Below are 23,319 nucleotides of genomic sequence, written 5' to 3' on the forward strand. Positions count from 1 at the left end.
TTGCAAAATAACAAATAAATTTTTAGACAGACAAGTTTTATGCAAAGTTTTTATAATAAATATTTGTCATTTATTTTTACTTTGAAATCATTTGAATGTAATAACTGCTTGATAGAGCGGTTTTAATATTATTTCTAAAATAACATCAACGGTGAAAATTAAGATTTTAAATATTTAAAATTATGCCTTCTTTTTTTGCATCTTATCCTGAAATCTCTTAATTAAAAAATAAAACAAAAGAAATCCTAAAGCAAATATAGAAACTCTGGATAGGAAATCTCCGGCTCTTACATAAAACGTCTCACCTTCATACAGATGTACTTTTGCGAATAAAGCAGTTTGGTCGCCATAGAACGTATCTTCCAAAATCTCACCTTTTGCATTGATATGCGCAGAAATTCCGCTATTTGCAGAGCGTACGATTTCTCTTCTGGTTTCAATAGCTCTCATTTTGGCATAAGATAAAAGCTGTTTGTGACCTTCTGTAACGCCCCACCAGGAATCATTGGTCATAATTCCTAGAAAATTGGCACCTTTTTTTACATAATCTGTTACAAATTCTCCATAAATACTTTCATAGCAAATAATAGGAGCAATTTTTCCTTTATTAAAAGGGTTTGAAAAAGCGACACGTTCTTTATCTGTTCCCAATGAAGCGACAGTTCCGCCTAAATTAATCATCGCATCACCCAAAAGTGGCTTTAAAACATTCATGTAAGGGAAAATTTCAACTCCCGGAACCAATTTTCCTTTGTGGTAAACTTCAACTTTCTGATTCGGGATAATCTGAACTGCAGAATTGTAATTTTCAACCCAAACTCTGTCGTTGATCTGATAAGCATCTCTCGGCAAATTATTTTCATCTAAAAAAAAGCGATGTGATGAAATTCCTGTCACAAATGTAGATCCGGGATGTTTGGTGAGAAATCCTTTCACGTTATTTAATAACTCACTCTTTTCAAAAGCTGTTTCAGAGATTGAACCTCTTCCCGGAATTGCGGTTTCGGGAGCAATATAATAATCAATTTTTCCTTTTGTATTATTTTCTGCTAAAGCGAGAAGCTCATTCTGAATGGTGATGCTGTCTTTAGAATATTTTTCACCATAAGGATCAAGATCGGGTTGCAGCATTAAAACGCTCACTTCACCAATTGGTTTTTCATTAAATTGATTATATTTTATTAACGAAATAATCATCGGTAAACCAATTAAAAGCACCGTTGCAGAAATATTTATTATTAAATCTTTTCTTTTTCTTCCAGCCTGCCAAATTCTGATGGTGTAGAATATCAATAAATTTACAAGCAAAATCCAGAAGCTTCCACCTGTTGAGCCCAAAGTATCATACCATTGAATAAGTTTAGGATAATCTGAAAAAGAATTTCCAAGATTCAGCCAGGGCCAGGTAAGCTGCCAGTTCAAATGAAATTTTTCAAAACCCATCCATATTGCCACCAAAAAAGCCATTCCCCAATACGTTCCCTGCGCATTTTTATACCAATGATAACATTGAAAAACCAGTGAATACAAGAAAGAATTAACCAAAACCGGAAATAAAACTGCCATCATCGAATGACTCCCGTCCGGATTTTTTGAACCGTACAGCCAACCTGTCGTTACAACATTCCAGATTACGAAACATAGATAAGAAAGTCCGAAAACAACCCAGCTTTTTCTGTTGTATTTTGAAAATTTAGACACATCATGTTCCATGATTAAAAGAGGAACCAATGCAAAAAATATAAAAAACGGAATTCCGTATGTCGGCCAGGAAACCGAAAGCAGCATCGCTGAAATGAGCGTAAGTAAAACGTATTTCATTAAATTAATTTAACACACAAATTTAATGTTTTTGAAATGAATAACTTTGCAATTGATGTTAAAGAAATTTTATAAAATTATTATCGTTCCTTACACCTTGTTTTTGCTCTATCTCATGTTTTTCGGGATGGGAAGAACTCAGACGGAGAATAATTTATTGACAATAAAACCTGTATTTTCTACGATTAATTTCATTATAGGAAGTATTTCCTGGGAAGAGATTATGATTATTGTTGTTGGAAATGTTGTAATGTTTATTCCTTTCGGATTTTTGGGATGGATTTTTTCTGAGCTTAAAGATTTAAAAAGCTTACTTTTTAATTTTATTTCGGCAATCACAATCATTGAAGCACTTCAGTATTTTACAAGAATGGGGATTTTTGAAGTAGATGATATTATTCTGAATACTTTTGGCATTTTTCTTGGATTTTTGCTCCGGAAATTTATAGAAAAGAGCTTCCCAAACCTAGTGATTTAATTCCATATCTTTCAATCCCCAATCCTGAATAACATTAATGACAGAAATGAAAGATTCTCCATATTCTGTAAGACTGTATTCAACGCGTGGCGGGATTTCGGCAAAAATTTTTCTTTCAATAATAAAATCTTCCTCCAATTCTCTTAATTGATTGATCAGCATCTGTTTACTGATCATCGGAATTGCCTTTTGAAGCAAGCTTAAACGATTTACATTTTTGCTGATACCATACAAGATCACCGTTTTCCATTTTCCTCCTACCTTGTTATAAAAATGTGTAACGGGACAATTATGAGGATTGAAATTCTTTTATTTTCCATTGGTCTTAAAAAATGTACTAAGTGTAAATTTTTATCTTAATAACAATTATCAGACAAAAATATTACTTTTGAAATAATTAAAAACAATTTAAAAGATGGATAACAAAGGATTATTATTAGAAGAAATTAAAAAAGACGCATTAGGCGATTGGAAAAGCATTGTTGTTGAAGTTCGTCCAAGCGCATTCAAAAACGAAGATGGAAGTTTAAAACCATTTTATTTAACAAGATCATTCAGTTTTTTACCGGAAGATCAATTTACGTTGGAAATTATCAATTATGCAGATGCTTTCGGAAAGATTCCTTTGGTGAAAATGCTGATAAAAGGTAGAATGGAATTTCAGGGTGATTATCCAATTGCTGAAGGCGCGCAAAAAGTAGATTTTACTGCGGACCATAGTTATGAAGTAACTCCATTGATTCAAAATTTTGCAGATGTATTGAATAACCTGGCAAAAGATGGATTCGATCAATGGGAAATTGGGAAATCACAAGATATTCTAAAGAAAAAATTTCTTCCTTTTGGTTTAAATGAGGGAGATGTTTTCAAAGAATACGATTTGATTTATCTGTACAAAGACATGATGTTTTGGGGAGCGAGAAACATCGATGGAAGAGGTTTTGATACAGAAGAAAACCGTCCTACAAACTTGCAGATTCCGATGATCAGGAAATAAAACAAAGATTTTTTTAGAGAAAAACCATTAAGGTTCTATTATAAAGTTGAGAAAAGTTGAGTTTTCGTAAGCGAATTTAAAGCTTAAAAAATATTGAAGATATTTTCTTAATCATCTTAACTCTTTAATAAAACCTTAATGGTTTAAATTTATCCGTTCAGTTCCTTTGCACGTTTTTCAGCATTTAAAATTCCTTTTTGAAGAATTTCTTTGAAGTTATTTTCATCAAAAGTTCTCAGTGCGGCTTCAGTAGTTCCGCCTTTTGAAGCAACATCTTTGATGAGTTCTTCAAGGTTTTTTTCGGAATTATTAATCAGATGATAAGCGCCCAACATCGTCTGCTTTACAAAAAGTTTAGAAAGATTTTCTTCAATTCCCATTTCTGTTCCGGCTTTAATCATTGCATCAACGATGTAATAAAAATATGCTGGTCCGCTTCCTGAAAGCGCAGTAACGCCGTCTAATAATTCTTCATTTTCCAGATAAACAGATCTTCCGGTGCTGTTGAGAAGTCGCTCAATATTCATTAATTCATTGAATGCAGTTCCTTCTGCAGAAGTATAGCCTGTAATTCCCATTCCTAAAAGAGTAGGAGAGTTGGGCATTGCGCGCACAACCAATTTATGATTTAGTAATTTTTGAATTTTCTCAATTTTAATTCCTGCCATAATCGACAAAATCATCTGATTTTGTTTTAAAGAAAACTGAAAACTCTCAGCCGCTTTTTGAAAATCCTGCGGTTTTACAGCGATGATAATTAGATCAGCATCCAGTTCTCTCACTTCATCAAATATTGAAATTTTAGATTTTGGAAATTCTTCTGAAATTTTCTGAATTTTAGACTGATTTCTTGTAATAAGATGAAGGTTTTCAGGCTTTATCAGTTCATATTTCAGAAATGATTTTGAAAAAGATAAGCCCATGTTTCCGGCTCCAATGATGGCAATTTTCATATTTGTGTTGTTTTATTTATTCAATTATATATTTTCTGAAAACGACAGAGTAATTATCATTAAAATTAAGTCAATATGATTTTTTATAATTTTCTTGAATTCTTTATCAGAATAAGTTTTTTCGGCCATAATTATTTTAGAAATATAAAACTAAAATAAACTATTCTGTTAAAACAAATGATAGAATTGTTTTAAATAGAAATTAAATTTACTTTATCTGAAAAAAATATAATTTTAAAGAATATTCACCTCTCTCTCCAACTCAATCGCAAACTTCTCTTTCACAGAATCAATAATCATCGTGGAAAAATCAAAAATTTCCTTTCCTGTTGCGTTTCCTGTTGCATTAACAATTACTAAAGCCTGTAATTGATGCGAAGCAACGTTTCCGATTTGTTTTCCTTTCCAGCCACATTGTTCGATCAGCCATCCTGCAGGAACTTTTACAAATTCACCATTCGGATAGCCCTGAATATTAGGAAATTGTTTTTTTAAATTTTCAAATTGAATTAAAGGAATTGTAGGGTTTTTAAAGAAACTTCCGGCGTTCCCGATTTTTTTTGGATCGGGAAGTTTGCTTTGTCGGATATTAATAACAGCTTTCGAAATATCCTGAATGGCAGGATTTTTTATCCCTAAATTTTCCAGTTCAGATTGTATGGCGCCGTATTCTGTTTTCATTGAATGGTTTTTGGTTGTCAGTTTAAAACGAACTTCCAAAATCACATATTTTCCTTTTCCTTCCTGCTTAAAAATAGAATCTCTGTATCCGAATCTGCATTTTTCAAGATCAAAAGTTTCTACTTCAAGTGTTTCAAGGTTTAGAACTTTACAATCCACAAAAATATCTTTAATCTCCGTTCCGTAAGCTCCGATATTCTGCATCGGCGAAGTTCCCACGTTCCCGGGAATTAATGAAAGATTTTCTAAACCTCCATAATTTTTATTCAAGCAAAATAGCACGAATTCATGCCAGTTTTCTCCTGCTTTTGCAGTGACTAAAACTTCATTTTCATTTAAAATCTCTTCAGAAATTCCTTTTAAATTTAATTTGATCGCTAATCCGTCAAAATCCTGGGTAAACAGGAGATTACTTCCGCCTCCGATAAAAATGAGTGGGAGAGATTTAGTGTTTGGGGATTTTAGGGTTTCAATTAATTCGTCAACAGAATTTACCTCAATGAAATATTTTGCTTTTGCTTCTACACCAAAAGTATTGAAAGGTTTTAATGAAAAATTTTCCTGCATTGGATTCTCTGTGAATTTGAATTATTTATTGATATTCTTTAGGAAGAATCTTTAAAATTTGCTGTTTGAAATTCGCAAATTGTCTGTAATGAATATCATTTTGTGCATTAACGTAAACGTGAGATTTTTTATTGGTTTTAATCTGAAAACTCTCATCAATTCCGTCAATCGGCTGAATGCTTGGTGAACTTTCGATACGGTCTAAATTCTTAATTTTAAAAGAAGAAATAATGTTTTTCCAATCTTCAGGTTTTATTGCAGCATGCCATTCTTTGTGATTTTTCGTTAAGGTTTCGCCAGTTTCGAAATGAATAGAATCCTTTGTTGCTTTCACGACTCTGTAATATCCCGATTGACCGCCAATATCTGATAAGCCAATTGAAATAATTTCTTCAGTTTTAGAATCTGAATTTTTATCCGCAGTTTTTTCACTGCACGAAAAGAAAATCAGCAGTAAAAACATTGAAAAAAAGATTTTCAAACCATTCATTCTACTGCCGATTTAGTGAGATTAAAGATTGAACTCTAATTTATATTTTTCAAGCGCATTCTTCAGAATTTCTGCGCTTTTTCTTAAATCTTCTTCTTTCAGAACGTAAGCAATTCTTACTTGTTTTTTTCCTAATTCAGGATTGCTGTAGAATCCTCCTGCAGGAGCAACCATGATGGTTTCGTTATTTAAAGTATATTTTTCAAGAAGCCATTGTGCAAACTTTTCAGTATCATCTACAGGAAGTTCGGCAACACAATAAAATGCACCTTTTGGTTTCGGGCAGATAACTCCGGGAATTGAATTCAGCAAATCAACCAAAACATTTCTTCTGAGTGTGTATTCTTCTCTTACAGCTCTGATGTAAGCTCCATCATTCTGGTGAGCTGCAGTTGCAGCAATCTGTCCCAATAAAACAGGACTTAATCTTGCCTGAGCAAAAAGCATTGCGGCATCATGAATTTTTTTCGAACGGGTAATTAAACATCCTATTCTTACGCCACACATTGAATAACGCTTAGATTCTGAATCGATAATAATACAGTTTTCTGCTAATTCAGGAAAAGCAAGCATAGAAATCTGCTGTTTTCCGTCATACACATATTCTCTGTAAACTTCGTCAGAAATGATAACGATATCATATTTTATGGCAATTTCTGCTAATTTTTGAAGTTCTTCACGGGTGTAAAGATAACCCGTAGGATTTCCGGGATTGCAGATAACAATTGCTCTGGTTTTAGCGGTAATTTTATTTTCAAATTCTTCGATCGGAGGAAGAGCAAAACCAGTGTCAATAGAAGAAGGAATGGCTACTACATTTACATTAAATGTACTCGTAAAACCATTGTAATTAGCATAATATGGTTCGGGAATAATTACCTCATCACCATCATCACAAAGCGTAGAAATAGCAAAATTTAAAGCTTCTGAGCCACCATTGGTAACGATGAAATTATCTGGCGTAAGATCTGTGAAATCTAGAGAATGATAATATTCTGTCAGTGCTTTTCGGTATTCAATATTTCCTTCTGAAAGAGCATATTCTAAAACTTTTAAATCAATGTTTTTTAAAGCATTGAGAGCGGTTTCGGGAGTTTCAATATCCGGCTGACCGATGTTTAAATGATATACTTTTGTACCTCTCTGTTTAGCTTGTAAAGCAAAAGGAACAAGTTTTCTTACCGGTGAAGGCGGCATCTGCTGCGCTCTGTTTGAAATATTTGGCATTATCTAAAAATTTGTATGTACAAAAATAGCAAAATATTTCAGCACACCTCAAAATTTCACTAAAGGTTATCATATATTATGTATTGCATTTTGATTATTAAATCTGTGTTAATAATTCTAAAATTTAGATCATTTTAATTGTTCAATTGCTTATGTATTGGGTATATTATGTTAATAGCTAAGTTTTTCTTAAAAATAATTTAAAAATAATATTGTGGTTTTGTATTTAATTCATAGTTTTACACCTTACTAATAAAAATTATTTATGAAAAGAAAACAACCAGCTCTCATGCTGGGTGCGCTGGGAATTCTTACCAGTTCGCTTGCATTTGCACAAAATTATCAGACAATGCCAATTGCTTCAGGCTTTAATGCTGATGTGATTGCTAATGGTGTAGGATCTTCATCTGTTACAACGAACAACGATGTAGATGGTGTTTCTTACGCATTTGTTGCCAGAGATTTTCAATTGACTGCAACAAGCACCCCCATTACTTATGGTATTCCTGTTAATGGAATTATTAATTCTGCTATAAATACCACTCCTGGATTGAGTTATCAACTTGCAAGTTTAAGTGCAAATAATTCTTTGAGATTAGCTGCAATAAATGACGCAGGAACCTTAACTTTTACAACACCTAAAGCTGCAACAAAACTTTATATGCTTGCTGTTACAGGTAGTGGAACATCTACGGTAAATGTGGTTGTGAATTTTTCAGATGCCACTTCGCAGACATTTTCAGGAATCAGTATTGCAGATTGGTACACAGGTACTAACATTGCTATTCAAGGTATCGGAAGAATTAAAAAGCCAGGTGTAACTCCAGCAACAGGCGACGATGTACCATCTCCTGAAGGAGGAACAAATCCAAGGCTATATCAGTTTGAATTAACAATTGATGCGGCAAATCAAACGAAAACAATACAAAGTGTTACAGTCACAAAAGCAAGTGGCGCAGGTCTTCCAAATATTTTTGCATTCTCTGCAGATGCTTATTCTACTTGTATGCCTCCGGTATTACAAGCTGCTACTAATATTACGGCAAATGGTGTAACTCTTAACTGGGCCGCATCATCAAGTTCGCAAGCAGCAACTTATGGAGTTTATTATAGTACAAGCTCAACTGCTCCAACTTCTACAACAGCTCCTGTTTTAAATAATATTGCTGGGATAACAACTCCTGTTGGAAGCTTACAGGCTAATACAACTTATTATTATTGGGTAAGAACAAACTGTGGTGGTGCAACTGCTCAGAGTGTTTGGTCTTTTGCCGGGACTTTTAAAACCGCTTGTGGACCAATGACATCATTGTCTGAGAATTTTGATTCTTATGCTGCAACAACTACATTACCAGATTGTTGGGTTAGGAATTTTGTAAATGGTACAATGTCAATAAGTTCGACTACACCTGCATCGGGAACACGAAATCTTTATCAGACTAATACTGCTACACAAACACCAAGTACAGTTGTTTTACCAGAATTCAGTAACATTAATGCAGGTACTCACTGGCTAAAATTAAAAGCAAGAGTAAGTGCTGCAACCGGAACATTGAATGTTGGATACGTAACAAATCCTACGGATCCAAGTACTTTTGTTTTGCTTCAGGCTTTAAGCATTACTAATGTAAATTATACAAGTACAAATCCTGAATATACAGTAATTGTACCTGCTACAGTTCCTGCAAACGCAAGATTAGCAGTACGTAACACTGCCGATGGAAAAGGTTATTATTGGGATGATGTAGTTTGGGAGGCGGCTCCTTCATGTTTTCCGCCAACAGCTGTATCAACTTCTGCTGTTACTGCAAATAATGTTACTGTTTCATGGACTGCTCCAACTTCGGCTCCAGCAAACGGGTATGAATATTATTATTCAACAACAAATACAGCTCCTGTAGGCACAACAACGATTTCAGGTAGTTCTGCTGCAGGAAGTGTCTCAACAGTTGTTCCTGGATTAAATGCTGCTACAACTTACTATCTATGGATACGTTCTTCATGTGGAGCAACAAATAAAAGTACGTGGTCTTATGTAGGTTCATTTACTACTTTATGTGCTGCAATAGTTCCATCTTATACTAATGATTTCAGTACTATTCCAGGTAATTGCTGGACAAATAATCAAACAGGTGGTACACCAGCAACGGGTCCAACTGGAACAACAACTAGTCCACTTTGGGTATCCGGAGGTTTCTTAAATGTTGGAAGCGCTAACTCTATGAGAATAAATCTTTATGATATTAACAGAACTGGCTGGTTAAAGACTGCTGCCTTTAATTTATCAGCTGGAGGTTACAGAGTTAAATTTGATTATGGTGTAACAGCTTATAACGCCACAGGAGCTTCAGCAATGGGATCTGATGATAATGTTCAATTCCTGGTTTCAAACGATGGAGGTACTACTTGGACATCACTTCAAACTTGGAATGCTGCCAATACGCCTTCAAATACATCAACAGTATATTCATATGATTTAGTAGGATATAATAATGCTAATACCATTTTTGCATTCTATGGTACAGATGGAACAGTAAATGATACTCAGGATTATGATTTCCATATCGATAACTTTACTGTAGAAGCTGCTAATTTGAGTACTTCAGAATCTACTGTTAAGAACAACAATATTAAGGTTTATCCAAATCCTTTTACAGACGTAATTAATATTTCTGAAACTAAAGATTTGAAAACTGTGAAAATCTTCGATTTTAATGGAAGAGTATTAAAAACAATTGAAAATCCTACCAAGGAAATCAATTTGCACTCATTGAATTCCGGACTGTATTTGATTACAATGTATTTCAAAGACGGTTCTCAAAATACCGTGAAAGCCATCAAAAAGTAAACTATTTTTGAATTATTTTTTTATAAGCAGCTCTACATCTTTTTGTAGGGCTGTTTTTATTTTATTTAAAATTTAAGTTTAACCGAAACCATTTATTTTTAAATTTGTTAAAAATTATAACAATGCAAATTCCCGCAACAATCGTAGAAGACTATTTCTCACAAATTCCCGAAGAAAGACAGGAGGTTTTCAAAAAAATGTTTGATACCATCACAGATAATTTACCGACCGGTTTCGAAAAAGGGATCAGTTACGGAATGGTTGGTTGGCAAGTTCCTTTAGAGAAATATCCCAATGGTTATCATTGTACACCAGGTTTGGCGTTGCCTTTTATGAGCTTGGCTTCACAGAAGAATTTTATCGCTTTATATCATATGGGAATGTATGCAAAACCTGAGCTTTTAGATTGGTTCGTTGCTGAATATCCAAAGTATTCAAAAAGAAAACTGGATATGGGAAAATCTTGTGTGCGTTTCAAAAAAATGGATGAAATACCTTTTGAACTGATTGCCGAACTGAGTAAAAAAATGACTGTTGATGAATGGATTGATATTTATGAAACCAATTTTAAAAAGAAATAATTTTTTCAACCTGATAATAGTTTTTATTTTTCTGATTGTATTTTCAGGATGTAAAAATTCAATTTCATCAGGTTTAAAAAATGGAGATTTGTTGTTTGTTACTGCAAAAGAAACAGGCTTATCCGGAGCAATTAATAATGTAACCCAAAAACAAAAAAATGCATCTTTCGATCATATCGGAATTTTACAGAAAGATAAAAACGGAACATTCGTTCTTCATGCAGCTCCGAAAGGAGGTTCTCAAAAACAAAATTTGCATGATTTTTTAAAAGATCAAGCTGATGACGGACAAAAAGTTGTGTTGTATCGCCTGAAACCTGAATTTCAGAAAAATATCCCCGATGCCATTGAGAAAGCAAATTCAATGTTGGGAAAACCGTATAATTTCAATTATATTTTAGAGGAAAACTCATATTATTGTTCAGATTATATTGAAAGAGCTTTTAGAAAAGATCATATTTTCAAATTGGAGCCAATGACTTTCATCGATCCGAATACCGGAAATACCAATACATTTTGGGAAGAGTTTTATGCTAAAAAAAATCTTCAGGTTCCGGAAGGAAAGCTTGGTTGTAATCCGAATGGTTTAGCAGCTTCAGACAAAATTCTGCGGATTAAAGAATTGTAACAATCTTTTTTTGCCACGAATACACGAATTTTTTTATTTTAACTAACAGTTTAGATGATTAAATTCGTGTATTCGTGGCTATCTTTTACACGTTCAAACAAGAATAATAGCAGAGAATCTGAGAAGTTTCTCTTTTTTTATGTTAAAATTGAATTTTATTACTCTACTAATTTGGTAGACTAATATTTTTTTATACTTTTGTCAGGAATTAATTATTAAATATTTCAAAATGTAATTCACAAAGTATTGTTTAATCAAAAATGTTTTAGTCATGATTACACCCAATTTGCAGGCGCAACCAAAAAATGTAAACCTTATTAGAAAGGAACTGATCTTAGAAGTAGAGTTGAACGGGAAAATGAAATTTGATCACCTTTTAAATGCAATCTATCAACAAACAGGAATTTGTTACAGAGTGCTCAGCGCAAATGTGGAGTATATGAACGGAAACAATTTTGGCTCATTTCAGCTATACATCAATGCAACTCAGGAAGAATCTCAGGAATTGGAATTTTTTCTGAACAACAATAAACTCTTGAATACCACTGTAGAATATACCTGCAGAAAGTATTCATAACTGTAAGTCCATATAGTTTGAGGGGCGTTCAATTTATTGAGCGCTTTTTTTTATTCAATTTTCCGGGAAAAGGTTTATTTTTAATCTAAAATAAATTACAAAATTATGATTGCACTTATTATTGGTGGTGTTTTAGCAATTGTATTGCTTTACGGAGTTTCCATTTACAATCGTCTCGTGAAACTGAGAAATCTGGTTCAGGAAGCGTGGAGCAGTATTGATGTCATGCTTAAAAAACGTCACGATTTGATTCCCAATTTGGTTGAAACTGTAAAAGGTTATGCTAGTCACGAACGCGAAACGCTTGAAAATGTAACAAAAGCCAGAAATCTTGCGGTAGGTGCAGATTCGGTAGAAGGTAAAGAAATTGCAGAGAAAAATCTGAATCAGGCAATGGTCAATTTATTTGCAGTTGCAGAGCAATATCCTGATTTGAAAGCGAATGCTAATTTCCAGCAGTTACAGGCAGAATTAAGTTCAATCGAAAACGACATCGAAAAATCAAGAAGATATTACAACGGAACAGTGAGAGAAAACAATACTTTGGTAGAGTCTTTCCCAAGCAACATCATTGCAAATATGTATAAATTCGAGAAGTCAAAATTCTTTGAATTGGATAATATTGCAGACAGAGAAGTTCCAACGGTAAAATTCTAAGGAATGAAAAAGCTTACAGCATTTTTTCTTCTGCTCTTATTTTCTTTAGGCTTTGCACAGGATGAGGTGATTGTTCCGGAACAACCAGCGATGGTCGATAATATAGAGAGAATTATTAATTTCCATACAGATATTGATGTCAATAAAAACTCAGGATTAAGCATTACCGAAAAAATAAAAGTTCACAGTGAAGGTGAAAATATCAAACGTGGAATTTTTCGAACATTGCCTTTGGTAAGAAATCTTAATGACAGAACTCAAAAAGTAAATTACAATATCGTTTCTGTAAAGAAAAACGGGGTAGATGAAGATTATCACGAAGAAATTGAGGATGGTTATCTCAAAATTTACCTGGGAAATAAAGATATTATTTTGAGCCCGGGAGATTATGATTATGAAATAAAATATACTACCGAAAAACAAATCGGTTTTTTTGATAAGTACGACGAATTGTATTGGAATGTCAACGGAACGGAATGGAATTTTCCGGTTGACAGTATTTCAGCAACGGTAAATCTTCCTCAAGGTGCAGGAATTATTCAGAACTCTTGTTATAAAGGCGGTTACGGAAGTACTTCTCAAGATTGTATGGCAAAAGTTCTATCAGAACATTCAATTGAATGGAGCGCAAAAAATTTAGGTTCGGGTGAAGGTTTAACAATTGCGGTTGGTTTTAAAAAAGGAATTATGATTCCGCCACCGCCACCAACTTTTCTTGAAAAATTCGGAATTTTAATTGCCGGAATTGTCATCTTTCTGGTATTATTGATTTACTATTATTCAACATGGAAAAAATACGGTGTAGATCCCGAAACTCCAACAGTTTATCCGCAGTTTAATTCTCCCGATAATCTATCGCCGGCTTCTCTGGGTTATATTCAGAGTGAAAGTTTTAAAAATAAATATCTCACTGCATCTTTGGTTAATTTAGCCATAAAAGGTTACGTTCAGATTATTGAAAGTGAAGATCCAGGGATTTTTGGTTTGTTTAAATCGAAACAGTTTTCTGTAAAAAAATTGAAAAATTCTGACCAGAATTTGGCGAAAGAAGAAATCAGTTTGATGGACAATTTATTTACAATGGGATTAGACATTGTGAAATTTGACGGCAAATACGATTCAAAAATTGAACAAACCGTTCGTAGTTTTCAGTCGGCTTTAAAATTCCAGCATGATCAATTATTGAATGAAGGAAATAATTCCGGTAAACTCATTTTTCCGATCCTGACGATTTTGGGAGTTTATGCAATCGGACTTTTTGTGAGTTTTAAAATTTTTCCTGAATTTGAAAAGGTCTTTTTAGGGATTTTTATTCTTGCAATTTTAACTGTTGCATCTATACTCGCCATTGTTCTTTTTAAGTTTTTCCCGGGATTATTCAAAGTATTTTTAATTTTTCCGGTGATCGCATTTGTCCTTTTAGGAGTATTAATTTACCAGGGAAGCGATTTTATGATTGATAATAATTTCAATGTTTGCTACCTGTTTATTGTCTTAGGTTTCATGTCGTTGGTCATTTATCAGTTTTTAATAAAACGACCTTCAGAAGAAAAATTGAGAAAAAAATCATTGATTGAAGGTTTTAAAATGTACATGGGAGCAGCCGAAAATCAACAGATTAAATTTCACAATCCACCTGAAATGACGCCACAATCTTTCGAAAAATTATTGCCTTTTGCAATGGTTTTGGGTGTAGATGAAATTTGGGGGAAGAAATTCGATGATTTGCTCAAAAAAATGTCTTACGAATATCAAAGCAATTGGTATGTTGGTTCTTCGATGAATCATTTTGCAATGGCAAGTGTTTTAAATTCAAGCTTAACGCAATCGATACAGTCTTCTGCTACACAGCCTTCCAGCTCAGGAAGCGGTTCTGATTCGGGATCAGGATCAGGAGGCGGCGGATTTTCTGGCGGTGGCGGCGGTGGCGGTGGTGGCGGTGGTTGGTAACCATTATTGACAATGAAATTTACTTAAATTTTAAAAATTATTAAGATCAATACATTGAATTCAACTTAGTGTCTCGCATCTGTGAATCTTAATAAATCTGAGTTTTTCTTTCATCTTAAAAATTTATTATCCTTACTATTGAACTTACGGTAATAGATTTATAACTTCTGCCATAAAACAAAATCGTTCAGAAAATAAATTCTGAACGATTTTTATATTTTAAAAGGAAAACTGTTGAAATTAAAATCCTAGAAAACTCCTAGCTTCAAACTCCCATCTTCCATCTTAATCAAATTCTCTCAATATCTGCTCCGATCGCTTTCAGTCTTCCGTCGATATTTTCATAACCACGATCAATCTGCTCGATATTATGAATAATTGATTTTCCTTCGGCTGAAAGTGCTGCTATTAGAAGAGCATTTCCGGCTCTGATATCCGGAGAAACCATTGTTGTTCCTCTTAATGGAGATTCCTGGTTTAAACCGATCACTGTGGCTCTGTGTGGATCACATAAAATAATTTGCGCTCCCATATCGATTAATTTATCTACGAAAAATAATCTTGATTCAAACATTTTCTGATGAACCAGGAGGCTTCCTTTTGCCTGAGTTGCGACTACTAAAATAATCGAAAGTAAATCTGGTGTAAAACCTGGCCAAGGAGCATCTGAAACCGTAAGAATAGATCCGTCGATAAATTTCTGGATTTTATAATTTTCCTGAGACGGAATGTAAATATCATCACCACTCTGCTCCAACTGAATTCCCAGTTTTCTGAAAGTATTTGGAATTACTCCTAATTGATTCCAGTTAACGTTTTTAATGGTAATTTCAGATTTTGTCATCGCAGCAAGACCTATCCAGGAACCGATTTCCACCATATCCGGAAGCATCTTGTGTTCTGTTCCGTTTAAATGAGCGACCCCTTCAATTGTCAATAAGTTTGAACCAATTCCTGAGATGTTTGCACCCATTCTGTTCAACATTTTACAAAGTTGCTGAAGATAAGGTTCGCAGGCTGCGTTGTAAATTCTTGTTTTTCCTTTTGCTAAAGCTGCAGCCATCACAATATTTGCAGTTCCTGTTACAGAAGCTTCTTCCAAAAGGATAAATTTTCCGTTCAGTTCTTTCGCTTTTAAAGAATAAAAATATTCTTCTTCATCATAATGAAATTCTGCGCCAAGCTCCACCAAACCTTGAAAGTGAGTGTCTAATCTTCTTCTTCCGATTTTATCACCTCCCGGAGTCGGCATATATGCTTCACCGTAACGCGCCAACATTGGTCCCATTAGCATAATTGAACCTCTCAGTTTAGCACCGTCTTTTTTAAATTCATTAGATTTAATATAATCAAAATTGACTTTATCTGCTTTGAAAGTAAAATCGCCGTGAGCATTTTTGGTCACTTTTACGCCAAAATCGCCTAAAATTTCAATTAATCTGTTGACATCATGAATGTCGGGAATGTTTTTAATTCTTACCTCTTCATCGGTCAGCAAAACAGCACATAGAATCTGAAGCGCTTCGTTTTTTGCTCCTTGTGGAGTAATTTCTCCATGTAATCTCTTTCCTCCTCTTATTTGAAACGTCCCGTTCATTACCTTCTGTTCTTATTATTGTTGTTATTGAATCTTCTTTTGTTGATATTGTTGTTAGAATTACCTTGATTTCTATTGTTATTATTCTTATTAGCATTATTTCTATTAGCAGTTGCATAATAGATTTTACTCTTATCAAGAGATTCAATATTGGTTAAATCAAGTCTGTTTGCTGAAAGTTCTTTCAAATGACGGAAAATTACGTCGTCTGTAACGTGTTCTTTATTATAAACATTATAAGACTTCTTCATGTTATTGGCAATCACTTCGATTAGGGCTTCTTTTTCGTCGCCCGGTTCTAGTTCGATTGCTTTTTCGATTAACTGAAGAATGCTTTTCCCGTAAAATTTGAAGTCGCCCTGAAGTTTAGGATATTCCATTCTCTTGGGTTTTTCCTCAAGTTCTTCTTTAGTCGGGAAAGGGTAAACAGGATCAATATCTAAATCATGATTTGATAAAATATATAAATGATCCCAAAGTTTATGTTTATAGTTTTCTTCATCACGAAGTTGCGGGTTTCTCTGGCCCATAAAATCAATGATTGCCATCGCCATATCGTTTCTTTCTTCTTTTGTAGAAAGTTCCTTACAACGCTCAACCAATTGCTGTATGATTCTGCCATATTCCGGCATATTAAGCTGAGTTTTTTGGGTATTGTATTCCATAGTCTGCAAATATATGGATTAATAAAAATATGGATTCGAAAAACTTAAATGTTTATAAAAATTTAATAAAATTTTATTGTTTTGGTTGATAGATCAAAAACTGAAAATTCAAAACAGATTAAACTTCTATAAATTTCTTTTTCTGATGTTTGTCCGGAAGAAAACACTTTTGAGATGAAAGTTTCATCCGGTTTTTTGAAATTATATCGTAAATACGATCACTCATAAATTTAGGAAATAATGAACCAACAGCGGCAACACTATAAATGCCACCTAATAAATTGGCGATTTTTAAAACAGCTTTAGATTTCACCAAATAATACCGATGAGGTTTCCATAGATATAAAGTATTGAATTGTTTTGTTTCTAAACCTCTTTCAGTTAAAAATTTCTGCCCGAAATCCGATTGCAGGGAAGCAAACATGAATTGATCTTTTTTGTCTCTTTCAAGAATCCACCGTACCCAGAAATTACAGACACCGCATTCGCCATCAAAAAAAACAATATGTTTCTGTTCCCAAATTTCCTGCATGATTCTGCTATTTTATCTTGAATTTTGTTTCTTCTATTTCTTTTTTGAAATATTTAATGAGCTCTTGTCTCTGAAGGTCGCTCAATTTGGCGTCTTGATGCCCGATATAATATGATTCTAAAGGCATTTCGTGTTTTTCAAGCATTTCTACACATTCCTCCATCTTATGAATTTGTCTTTCCGGTTCATAAGTTGCAAAAATTGAAAAATTAAGGTGCTTCCTTCCTTCGTCAATGTGATTTTTCAGCCACCATGAAGCCGGTGCAATGCTGGAATACCATGGATATTTTGTTTCATCAGAATGACAATCGTAGCATGAAGTATTGATGAGTTTTGCAATTTCAGGTTTTGTATTTTTAATTTTAATAAAATCCATTCCCGGATTTAAAGGTGCATTCGTTTTATCGATCGGGAAAAACTGAATGATTACAAAAGCGACGAGTAAAATGACCAGTATTTTTTTCATAAATGAATGTTTTAGAAAGTCTTAAAAATTTAGAACAAATCAAATGCCTAAACTTTAAAAATAAGAAAAATCGTGCAGTATTCGTTTGTAAATTAGTGATTTATATCAATCAATTCCAAATGCTGAAAAATAAACGTTATCTTTGCAAAAAAAATTGGGCTCCAATAGTTGGAGTAACCCATTGATAATCTTGTCCTATCGCATTGCCGAAGGATTATTAAACATTTTTTATGTCAAATATTGTTGCTATTGTTGGGCGTCCCAATGTAGGAAAATCCACGTTATTTAATCGTTTATTAGAAAGAAGAGAGGCTATTGTAGACTCTACTGCAGGGGTAACCAGAGACCGTCATTACGGAAAATCTGACTGGAATGGTGTAGATTTCACCGTTATCGACACAGGAGGTTATGATGTAAATAATGATGATGTTTTTCAGGGAGAAATCTCAAAACAGGTTCAGCTGGCAATTGATGAAGCTACTTCAATTATTTTTATGCTGAATGTGGAAGAAGGTCTTACCGATACAGATTTTGAAATCCACGAAATGTTGAGAAGGTCTAATAAACCTACTTACATTGTTATTAATAAAGTAGATTCTGCAAAAGAAGAAATTGATGCAACAGAATTTTACCAATTAGGAATCGACAAATATTATACTATTTCTTCTGCTACAGGTTCCGGAACGGGTGAGATTTTGGATGATATTGTAAAAGATTTCCCGACAACAGATTACAAAGATCCGTTTGAAGGTCTTCCAAAAATTACCATCGCAGGTCGTCCCAATGTAGGGAAATCTACCATGACGAATGCTTTGCTTGATGCAGAAAGAAATATCGTAACTGATGTTGCGGGAACAACGAGAGATAGTATTCAGACACTTTACAATAAATTCGGGCACGAGTTTGTATTGGTTGATACAGCCGGAATGAGAAGGAAATCTAAAGTTAATGAAGATTTAGAATTCTATTCCGTAATGCGTTCAATTCGTTCTATTGAATATTCTGATGTCGTAATCATTATGGTTGACGCTACTCTGGGATGGGAATCTCAGGATATGAATATTTTCGGTTTGGCTCAGAAAAACAGAAAAGGTATCGTGATTGTTGTTAACAAATGGGATTTGGTAGAAGATAAAACGACAAATACCGTAAGAGATTTTGAAAATTCAATCAAAGAAAAGATAGGTCAGTTCAGCGATATTCCAATTTTGTTTGTTTCAGCTTTAACGAAGCAGAGAATTTTGAAAACTGTTGAGATGGCAATGACTGTTTATGAAGACCGTAAGAAAAAAATCAAAACGTCTAAACTAAACGAAATTATGCTTCCAATCTTTGAAAGAACGCCGCCACCGGCAAACAAAGGGAAGTTTATTAAAATTAAATATTGTGTACAGCTTCCAACGCCATCGCCGCAATTTGTATTCTTCTGCAACCTGCCACAATACGTGAAGGAACCTTACAAAAGATTTGCTGAAAATCAACTGAGAAAAGAATTCGGTTTTACTGGAGTTCCAATCGAAGTGTATTTCAGACAGAAATAATTTACAGTCCCTTTTAGATTTCTAAGAGGGATTTTTATTTTTTATTTCATAATTTTGTTTTTAATCTAGTCTTGATTGTTTTAATCAATATGAATGGGCTTTAGCCCGTTTTTGATAAGAGATAAATCAATTTGGCTTTAGCAGAAACTTAGTATTTGTAAATCAATTTCCCCTCAAAACTATAATAATCATGACAGTAATTCTTTCAGAACAATTTTCTTTAGTAAACTCTTGGATCAACGAATTAAGGAATATAGAAATTCAACATGACAGAATGAGATTTCGTAGAAATATGGAAAGGATTGGTGAAATTGCTGCTTTTGAAATATCTAAAGATTTAGAACAAAAAGAAATCGAAATTCAGACGCCATTAGATACAATAAAAGTAAAAGAAATTGCTGTTCAGCCTGTTATAACAACCATTTTGAGAGCCGGAGTTCCTTTGTTTGAAGGAATTTTGAATTATCTGGATAAGGCAGATTGTGGTTTTGTTGCTGCTTATAGAAAACACGATGCCAATGATTATTTTTCCATAAAACAGGATTATCTGACGTGTCCGAATATTGATGGAAGACCACTTATTGTTGCAGACCCGATGTTGGCAACCGGAGCTTCTTTAATTGAAGCCATTAAAGATTTATTAACAAACGGAACGCCGACTCAGCTTCACATTGTTGCGGCAATTGCTTCTAGGCAAGGTGTAGAAACGATTGAAAAAGCTTATCCCCATGCAAAACTATGGATTGGAGCAATCGATGAAAATTTAACTGCAAAAGGCTATATTACACCGGGATTGGGAGATGCAGGAGATTTGAGTTATGGTGAAAAATTGCAGAGATAATTAATTTCGTCCATCAGGGCGGAAAACTTCCAGCATCCAGCTTCTAGCTTCCCAAATTACTCATCCATCGCCATTACCAAAACACTCACTTTATTGTCTCTGGTTTTCAAAATTTCCCAGGCAATTGTTGAAAGCGTATTTCCCGTTGTAAAAACATCATCAATCAGTAAAATATGTTTTCCGGAAATAAATTTTGTGACGGAAAATGCATTTTCAGTTTCCAAACGATGTTCCTTATCTTTCAAAGCCTGAGCTTTTGAATAATAATTTCTCTTCAATAAATCCTGGCTAAATGGAATTTCATAAAATTTCGACAAAGTTTCTGTAAACAAATGAAGTTGATTGTAACCTCTTTCTTTTAATTTCTTCGGATGCAAAGGAACGGGAACTAATAAATCTGGTTTTTTATTTTTAAAATCTAAATGTTCTGTCGTCCATTCAGCTAATATTTTTCCAACTTTTTCACGGCTTTTATATTTTAATTCATGAATAATTTTTCGGCTCAGACTTTCTTCTTCGAACTGCATCAGAGAAAAAGCGTTTTCAATCGGGAAAAGTAGTTTGCATTTTTCCTTAATATAATTGTTCTCAAAAAAGTTGAAATGGGTAAAATGAATTTGCTCAAAACACAGATTACAAACCAGCAAATTGTCATCAATAATTGTATTGCATTGAATGCAGCGATTCGGAAAGAAAATATCTAAAATCATTTGTGTGTTTTCTGTAACTAATTTAATCAAAATAATTCAAAGAAATAAATTCAAAATCAAAATCCTATCTTTGAGTATGGGTTTGATTTTTGAAAAGCAGATACAGATAACGAAAGAGCATATCGACGGAAATAATCATGTTAATAATGTTCAGTATATAAAATGGGTTGAAGAAGTTGCTGCAGAACATTGGGATTCTGTAAAAAATAAATTAGGTTTTCCGGATGATATTTGGATGTTGCTCGATCATCATATTCAATATAAAAAACAGGTTTATGTAAATGATACCATAACAATAAAAACCTATCCAAAACCGCCCGAAGGAATTCGTCAACCGAGAAAAGTAGAGTTTTATTGTAATAATGAGCTGGTTGTAGACTCTTCTACGCTTTGGGTTTTTCTTGATAAAGAAACTCAGAAGATCAAAAGATTGGATGAGAATTGGTTGAATTTAATATAAATGTCTATTTTCGTCTTTCAATAAAAACTACATGGAAACAAAAATTACTGAAAATCGCTTTGAAGAATTTGAAAAATACAATATACTGTCGGATAAAGACGTTTTCACAAAAATCTGGACTGATCCTCGAAAGGTTTTCAGATTTATAAATGAAACCCGCTACGAGAAATATTTTTACTTACTGATGTTTCTTGCGGGTGTATCAAGTGCTTTTGAGCGTGCAAGTTCTAAAAATATGGGTGATAATTCATCATTGTTTTCTATTGTTTTCGGATGCGTTATTCTTGGTGGAGCTTTGGGTTGGATTTCCTATTACATTTATGCGGCATTGATGAGCTGGTCAGGAAAATGGTTAAACGGCGTTGGAAATACTTCTTCCATTTTTAGAATGATGGCGTATGCAATGATTCCTTCAATTTTAGGTCTGTTCTTTTTATTTTTGCAAATTGCAGTTTATGGGGTTGATTATTTTACGGATTTTGCAGGATATTTAGAAACAAATTTAGTCACAAACATTGTTTTCTGGATTTCATTCGTTATACAAATGCTATTATCACTTACAACTTTGGTTTTTATGGTGATCGGACTTTCAGAAGTCCAGAAATTTTCAATAGGAAAAGCTATTTTAAATCTTATTCTACCGGTATTATTTATTGTTGTGCCGATTGTTTTAATTGTAGCAATATCGGCGGTCTTTTAATTAAATCAAAATTAAAGTCAGGCAAAGGTCATTCATTTACCTATTGAATTTCCTTATCTTTGCAACATGATACGTATTACAAAAATTTTTACATTCGAAACCGCTCATGTTTTGTACAATTATGACGGAAAATGTAAAAATATGCATGGACATTCTTACAAACTTTTCGTTACGGTAAAAGGAAAACCAATCAATGATCTTGAAAATCCTAAAAATGGAATGGTGGTAGATTTTGGTGATATCAAAGCTATCGTGAAAGAAGAAATCGTTGATGTTTGGGATCATTCAGTGTTAATAAACGGTGTTTCTCCACACAGAGAAATGGGTGAAGAGCTTGAAAATAAAGGTCAGAAAGTGATTTACTGTAACTTTCAGCCAACTTGCGAAAATATGTTGTACGCCATTGCAGCAAAAATAAAAACAAAGCTTCCGGAAGGAATTTCTTTAGCTTATCTAAAGCTTCACGAAACCGAAAACTCTTACGGAGAATGGTTTGCAGAAGATAATCAATAAATTTTTTGCTGAATTTAAAATTTAATAAGTGCTCAAGACGACCATTAATTTAGAACCTGGAAAAAAAGTGTATTTTGCTTCAGATCAGCATTTTGGTGCGCCGGATCCTAAGCAGAGCAAAATTCGTGAGCAAAAATTTATCCGCTGGATGAATGAAATTAAAAAAGATGCTCAGGTTTTGTTTTTGATGGGTGATTTATTTGATTTTTGGCATGAATGGAATCACGTAATTCCAAAAGGTTACGTGCGTGTTCTAGGGAAAATTGCAGAATTAAAAGATCACAGCGTTCAGGTTTATTTTTTTGTCGGAAACCACGATTTGTGGATGAAAGATTATCTGGAAGAAGAAATTGGATGCACGGTTTTTTATAAAAAGCAATATTTCGAAATCGCAGGAAAGCAGTTTCTTTTGGCTCACGGAGATGGATTAGGACCAGGAGATAAAGGGTATAAAAGAATGAAAAAAGTCTTTACAAATCCTGTTGCACAATGGTTTTTCAAATGGCTTCATCCGGATATTGCTATGAAAATTGCATTGTACATGTCTCAGAAAAATAAAATGATTTCGGGAGATGAAGACAAAGAATTTTTAGGTGAAGACAAAGAGTTTTTGATTATCTATTCAAAAAAGAAGCTGGAAACCGAGAAAATCGATTACTTCATTTATGGTCACCGACATTTGCCGATGGTTTTAGATTTAGTAAAAGATTCAAAATACATCAACTTAGGAGACTGGATTTCCTACTTTACCTATGGAGTTTTTGAACATGATTTTGAATTGAAAACTTTTGAAAAACAGGAATAAAAAATTACCCCAAAAGAGGTAATTCTTGAATAAA

General features: G+C 33.6%; 24 protein-coding genes and 1 pseudogene. 14 read left to right on the top strand and 11 right to left on the bottom strand.

Annotated features, from left to right (window positions below):
• Positions 1-180 precede the first annotated feature (180 nt).
• Positions 181-1,821: an apolipoprotein N-acyltransferase gene (gene lnt / locus ACOOWA_RS10260; protein ID WP_421375002.1), complete on the bottom strand. Its 1,641-nt coding sequence runs from the start codon at positions 1,819-1,821 to the stop codon at positions 181-183.
• A gap of 55 nt (positions 1,822-1,876) precedes the next feature.
• On the opposite strand from lnt, the gene ACOOWA_RS10265 reads away from it, so the two are divergent.
• Entirely contained in the window at positions 1,877-2,299 is a 423-nt protein-coding gene (locus tag ACOOWA_RS10265) for a VanZ family protein (RefSeq protein WP_421375004.1), read from the top strand.
• Here ACOOWA_RS10265 and ACOOWA_RS10270 read toward each other — a convergent pair.
• Positions 2,288-2,548: pseudogene (locus ACOOWA_RS10270) on the bottom strand (winged helix-turn-helix transcriptional regulator); the annotation flags it as partial. The gene ACOOWA_RS10265 and the pseudogene ACOOWA_RS10270 overlap by 12 nt on opposite strands.
• A 166-nt stretch (positions 2,549-2,714) precedes the next feature.
• Between ACOOWA_RS10270 and ACOOWA_RS10275 the strand changes: the two are divergent.
• On the top strand, positions 2,715-3,296 hold the full coding sequence (locus ACOOWA_RS10275; RefSeq protein ID WP_421375006.1) for a hypothetical protein: 582 nt from the start codon (positions 2,715-2,717) through the stop codon (positions 3,294-3,296).
• Positions 3,297-3,445: 149 nt separating this feature from the next.
• Here ACOOWA_RS10275 and proC read toward each other — a convergent pair whose 3' ends face one another.
• The 4 genes from proC to ACOOWA_RS10295 all read right to left on the bottom strand — a co-directional run bounded on the left by proC (position 3,446) and on the right by ACOOWA_RS10295 (position 7,214).
• Positions 3,446-4,249, bottom strand: a complete 804-nt coding sequence (gene proC / locus ACOOWA_RS10280) for a pyrroline-5-carboxylate reductase (protein WP_421375007.1) — start codon at positions 4,247-4,249, stop codon at positions 3,446-3,448.
• A gap of 234 nt (positions 4,250-4,483) precedes the next feature.
• Positions 4,484-5,497, bottom strand: a complete 1,014-nt coding sequence (gene murB, locus ACOOWA_RS10285; RefSeq protein WP_421375009.1) for a UDP-N-acetylmuramate dehydrogenase — start codon at positions 5,495-5,497, stop codon at positions 4,484-4,486.
• A gap of 25 nt (positions 5,498-5,522) precedes the next feature.
• On the bottom strand, positions 5,523-5,960 hold the full coding sequence (locus tag ACOOWA_RS10290) for a hypothetical protein (protein WP_421375011.1): 438 nt from the start codon (positions 5,958-5,960) through the stop codon (positions 5,523-5,525).
• Between the two features lie 48 nt (positions 5,961-6,008).
• Positions 6,009-7,214 carry a pyridoxal phosphate-dependent aminotransferase gene (locus ACOOWA_RS10295; RefSeq protein WP_421375013.1) on the bottom strand — a complete coding sequence of 402 codons (1,206 nt, stop codon included), beginning with the start codon at positions 7,212-7,214 and terminating at the stop codon, positions 6,009-6,011.
• A 265-nt stretch (positions 7,215-7,479) separates the two neighbouring features.
• On the opposite strand from ACOOWA_RS10295, the gene ACOOWA_RS10300 reads away from it, so the two are divergent.
• The 6 genes from ACOOWA_RS10300 to ACOOWA_RS10325 all read left to right on the top strand — a co-directional run bounded on the left by ACOOWA_RS10300 (position 7,480) and on the right by ACOOWA_RS10325 (position 14,455).
• Positions 7,480-10,062, top strand: a complete 2,583-nt coding sequence (locus ACOOWA_RS10300; RefSeq protein WP_421375014.1) for a T9SS type A sorting domain-containing protein — start codon at positions 7,480-7,482, stop codon at positions 10,060-10,062.
• Between the two features lie 122 nt (positions 10,063-10,184).
• Positions 10,185-10,643: a DUF1801 domain-containing protein gene (locus tag ACOOWA_RS10305; RefSeq protein ID WP_421375016.1), complete on the top strand. Its 459-nt coding sequence runs from the start codon at positions 10,185-10,187 to the stop codon at positions 10,641-10,643.
• Complete coding sequence (locus ACOOWA_RS10310; RefSeq protein WP_421375018.1) at positions 10,618-11,271, top strand: YiiX/YebB-like N1pC/P60 family cysteine hydrolase; 654 nt, start codon at positions 10,618-10,620, stop codon at positions 11,269-11,271. The genes ACOOWA_RS10305 and ACOOWA_RS10310 overlap by 26 nt, the downstream gene beginning before the upstream one ends.
• A gap of 271 nt (positions 11,272-11,542) precedes the next feature.
• Positions 11,543-11,848, top strand: a complete 306-nt coding sequence (locus ACOOWA_RS10315) for an NIL domain-containing protein (protein WP_421375020.1) — start codon at positions 11,543-11,545, stop codon at positions 11,846-11,848.
• 105 nt (positions 11,849-11,953) lie between these two features.
• On the top strand, positions 11,954-12,505 hold the full coding sequence (locus ACOOWA_RS10320) for a LemA family protein (protein WP_421375021.1): 552 nt from the start codon (positions 11,954-11,956) through the stop codon (positions 12,503-12,505).
• 3 nt (positions 12,506-12,508) lie between these two features.
• Entirely contained in the window at positions 12,509-14,455 is a 1,947-nt protein-coding gene (locus ACOOWA_RS10325; protein ID WP_421375022.1) for a DUF2207 domain-containing protein, read from the top strand.
• A 289-nt stretch (positions 14,456-14,744) separates the two neighbouring features.
• Here ACOOWA_RS10325 and murA read toward each other — a convergent pair whose 3' ends face one another.
• From murA to ACOOWA_RS10345, 4 genes are all read right to left on the bottom strand, one after another.
• Entirely contained in the window at positions 14,745-16,052 is a 1,308-nt protein-coding gene (gene murA / locus ACOOWA_RS10330) for a UDP-N-acetylglucosamine 1-carboxyvinyltransferase (RefSeq protein ID WP_421375024.1), read from the bottom strand.
• A complete protein-coding gene (locus tag ACOOWA_RS10335) occupies positions 16,052-16,717 on the bottom strand; it encodes a DUF4290 domain-containing protein (RefSeq protein ID WP_421375026.1) in 666 nt (221 codons plus the stop codon). Before ACOOWA_RS10335 ends, murA begins: the two co-directional genes overlap by 1 nt.
• A 118-nt stretch (positions 16,718-16,835) precedes the next feature.
• Positions 16,836-17,249, bottom strand: a complete 414-nt coding sequence (locus ACOOWA_RS10340) for a thiol-disulfide oxidoreductase DCC family protein (protein WP_421375027.1) — start codon at positions 17,247-17,249, stop codon at positions 16,836-16,838.
• 7 nt (positions 17,250-17,256) lie between these two features.
• A complete protein-coding gene (locus ACOOWA_RS10345; protein ID WP_421375028.1) occupies positions 17,257-17,715 on the bottom strand; it encodes a heme-binding domain-containing protein in 459 nt (152 codons plus the stop codon).
• 230 nt (positions 17,716-17,945) lie between these two features.
• Between ACOOWA_RS10345 and der the strand changes: the two genes are divergently transcribed.
• A complete protein-coding gene (gene der / locus ACOOWA_RS10350) occupies positions 17,946-19,256 on the top strand; it encodes a ribosome biogenesis GTPase Der (RefSeq protein ID WP_421375029.1) in 1,311 nt (436 codons plus the stop codon).
• Between the two features lie 190 nt (positions 19,257-19,446).
• A complete protein-coding gene (upp, locus tag ACOOWA_RS10355) occupies positions 19,447-20,097 on the top strand; it encodes a uracil phosphoribosyltransferase (RefSeq protein ID WP_421375030.1) in 651 nt (216 codons plus the stop codon).
• A gap of 56 nt (positions 20,098-20,153) precedes the next feature.
• On the opposite strand, the gene ACOOWA_RS10360 is transcribed toward upp, so the two are convergent.
• Positions 20,154-20,807: a ComF family protein gene (locus ACOOWA_RS10360; RefSeq protein ID WP_421375032.1), complete on the bottom strand. Its 654-nt coding sequence runs from the start codon at positions 20,805-20,807 to the stop codon at positions 20,154-20,156.
• Between the two features lie 76 nt (positions 20,808-20,883).
• On the opposite strand from ACOOWA_RS10360, the gene ACOOWA_RS10365 reads away from it, so the two are divergent.
• From ACOOWA_RS10365 to ACOOWA_RS10380, 4 genes are all read left to right on the top strand, one after another.
• Entirely contained in the window at positions 20,884-21,267 is a 384-nt protein-coding gene (locus tag ACOOWA_RS10365) for an acyl-CoA thioesterase (RefSeq protein ID WP_421375033.1), read from the top strand.
• A 31-nt stretch (positions 21,268-21,298) separates the two neighbouring features.
• Positions 21,299-21,967 carry a Yip1 family protein gene (locus ACOOWA_RS10370; protein ID WP_421375035.1) on the top strand — a complete coding sequence of 223 codons (669 nt, stop codon included), beginning with the start codon at positions 21,299-21,301 and terminating at the stop codon, positions 21,965-21,967.
• A gap of 66 nt (positions 21,968-22,033) precedes the next feature.
• The gene (gene queD, locus ACOOWA_RS10375) at positions 22,034-22,480 is read left to right on the top strand and encodes a 6-carboxytetrahydropterin synthase QueD (protein WP_421375036.1); all 447 of its coding nucleotides are present in this window, start codon (positions 22,034-22,036) and stop codon (positions 22,478-22,480) included.
• Between the two features lie 28 nt (positions 22,481-22,508).
• Positions 22,509-23,285: a UDP-2,3-diacylglucosamine diphosphatase gene (locus ACOOWA_RS10380; RefSeq protein ID WP_421375037.1), complete on the top strand. Its 777-nt coding sequence runs from the start codon at positions 22,509-22,511 to the stop codon at positions 23,283-23,285.
• Positions 23,286-23,319: the final 34 nt, after the last annotated feature.

Origin of the sequence: Chryseobacterium sp. GP-SGM7 (assembly GCF_049166575.1) — a bacterium.
GTDB lineage: Bacteria > Bacteroidota > Bacteroidia > Flavobacteriales > Weeksellaceae > Chryseobacterium.

What these genes read in the sequence shown, in the direction of transcription:
- lnt (WP_421375002.1), bottom strand. Translation starts at nt 1,821, where the DNA reads ATGAAATACGTTTTACTTACGCTCATTTCAGCGATGCTGCTTTCGGTT.
- ACOOWA_RS10265 (WP_421375004.1), top strand. Translation starts at nt 1,877, where the DNA reads ATGTTAAAGAAATTTTATAAAATTATTATCGTTCCTTACACCTTGTTT.
- ACOOWA_RS10275 (WP_421375006.1), top strand. Translation starts at nt 2,715, where the DNA reads ATGGATAACAAAGGATTATTATTAGAAGAAATTAAAAAAGACGCATTA.
- proC (WP_421375007.1), bottom strand. Translation starts at nt 4,249, where the DNA reads ATGAAAATTGCCATCATTGGAGCCGGAAACATGGGCTTATCTTTTTCA.
- murB (WP_421375009.1), bottom strand. Translation starts at nt 5,497, where the DNA reads ATGCAGGAAAATTTTTCATTAAAACCTTTCAATACTTTTGGTGTAGAA.
- ACOOWA_RS10290 (WP_421375011.1), bottom strand. Translation starts at nt 5,960, where the DNA reads ATGTTTTTACTGCTGATTTTCTTTTCGTGCAGTGAAAAAACTGCGGAT.
- ACOOWA_RS10295 (WP_421375013.1), bottom strand. Translation starts at nt 7,214, where the DNA reads ATGCCAAATATTTCAAACAGAGCGCAGCAGATGCCGCCTTCACCGGTA.
- ACOOWA_RS10300 (WP_421375014.1), top strand. Translation starts at nt 7,480, where the DNA reads ATGAAAAGAAAACAACCAGCTCTCATGCTGGGTGCGCTGGGAATTCTT.
- ACOOWA_RS10305 (WP_421375016.1), top strand. Translation starts at nt 10,185, where the DNA reads ATGCAAATTCCCGCAACAATCGTAGAAGACTATTTCTCACAAATTCCC.
- ACOOWA_RS10310 (WP_421375018.1), top strand. Translation starts at nt 10,618, where the DNA reads ATGAAACCAATTTTAAAAAGAAATAATTTTTTCAACCTGATAATAGTT.
- ACOOWA_RS10315 (WP_421375020.1), top strand. Translation starts at nt 11,543, where the DNA reads ATGATTACACCCAATTTGCAGGCGCAACCAAAAAATGTAAACCTTATT.
- ACOOWA_RS10320 (WP_421375021.1), top strand. Translation starts at nt 11,954, where the DNA reads ATGATTGCACTTATTATTGGTGGTGTTTTAGCAATTGTATTGCTTTAC.
- ACOOWA_RS10325 (WP_421375022.1), top strand. Translation starts at nt 12,509, where the DNA reads ATGAAAAAGCTTACAGCATTTTTTCTTCTGCTCTTATTTTCTTTAGGC.
- murA (WP_421375024.1), bottom strand. Translation starts at nt 16,052, where the DNA reads ATGAACGGGACGTTTCAAATAAGAGGAGGAAAGAGATTACATGGAGAA.
- ACOOWA_RS10335 (WP_421375026.1), bottom strand. Translation starts at nt 16,717, where the DNA reads ATGGAATACAATACCCAAAAAACTCAGCTTAATATGCCGGAATATGGC.
- ACOOWA_RS10340 (WP_421375027.1), bottom strand. Translation starts at nt 17,249, where the DNA reads ATGCAGGAAATTTGGGAACAGAAACATATTGTTTTTTTTGATGGCGAA.
- ACOOWA_RS10345 (WP_421375028.1), bottom strand. Translation starts at nt 17,715, where the DNA reads ATGAAAAAAATACTGGTCATTTTACTCGTCGCTTTTGTAATCATTCAG.
- der (WP_421375029.1), top strand. Translation starts at nt 17,946, where the DNA reads ATGTCAAATATTGTTGCTATTGTTGGGCGTCCCAATGTAGGAAAATCC.
- upp (WP_421375030.1), top strand. Translation starts at nt 19,447, where the DNA reads ATGACAGTAATTCTTTCAGAACAATTTTCTTTAGTAAACTCTTGGATC.
- ACOOWA_RS10360 (WP_421375032.1), bottom strand. Translation starts at nt 20,807, where the DNA reads ATGATTTTAGATATTTTCTTTCCGAATCGCTGCATTCAATGCAATACA.
- ACOOWA_RS10365 (WP_421375033.1), top strand. Translation starts at nt 20,884, where the DNA reads ATGGGTTTGATTTTTGAAAAGCAGATACAGATAACGAAAGAGCATATC.
- ACOOWA_RS10370 (WP_421375035.1), top strand. Translation starts at nt 21,299, where the DNA reads ATGGAAACAAAAATTACTGAAAATCGCTTTGAAGAATTTGAAAAATAC.
- queD (WP_421375036.1), top strand. Translation starts at nt 22,034, where the DNA reads ATGATACGTATTACAAAAATTTTTACATTCGAAACCGCTCATGTTTTG.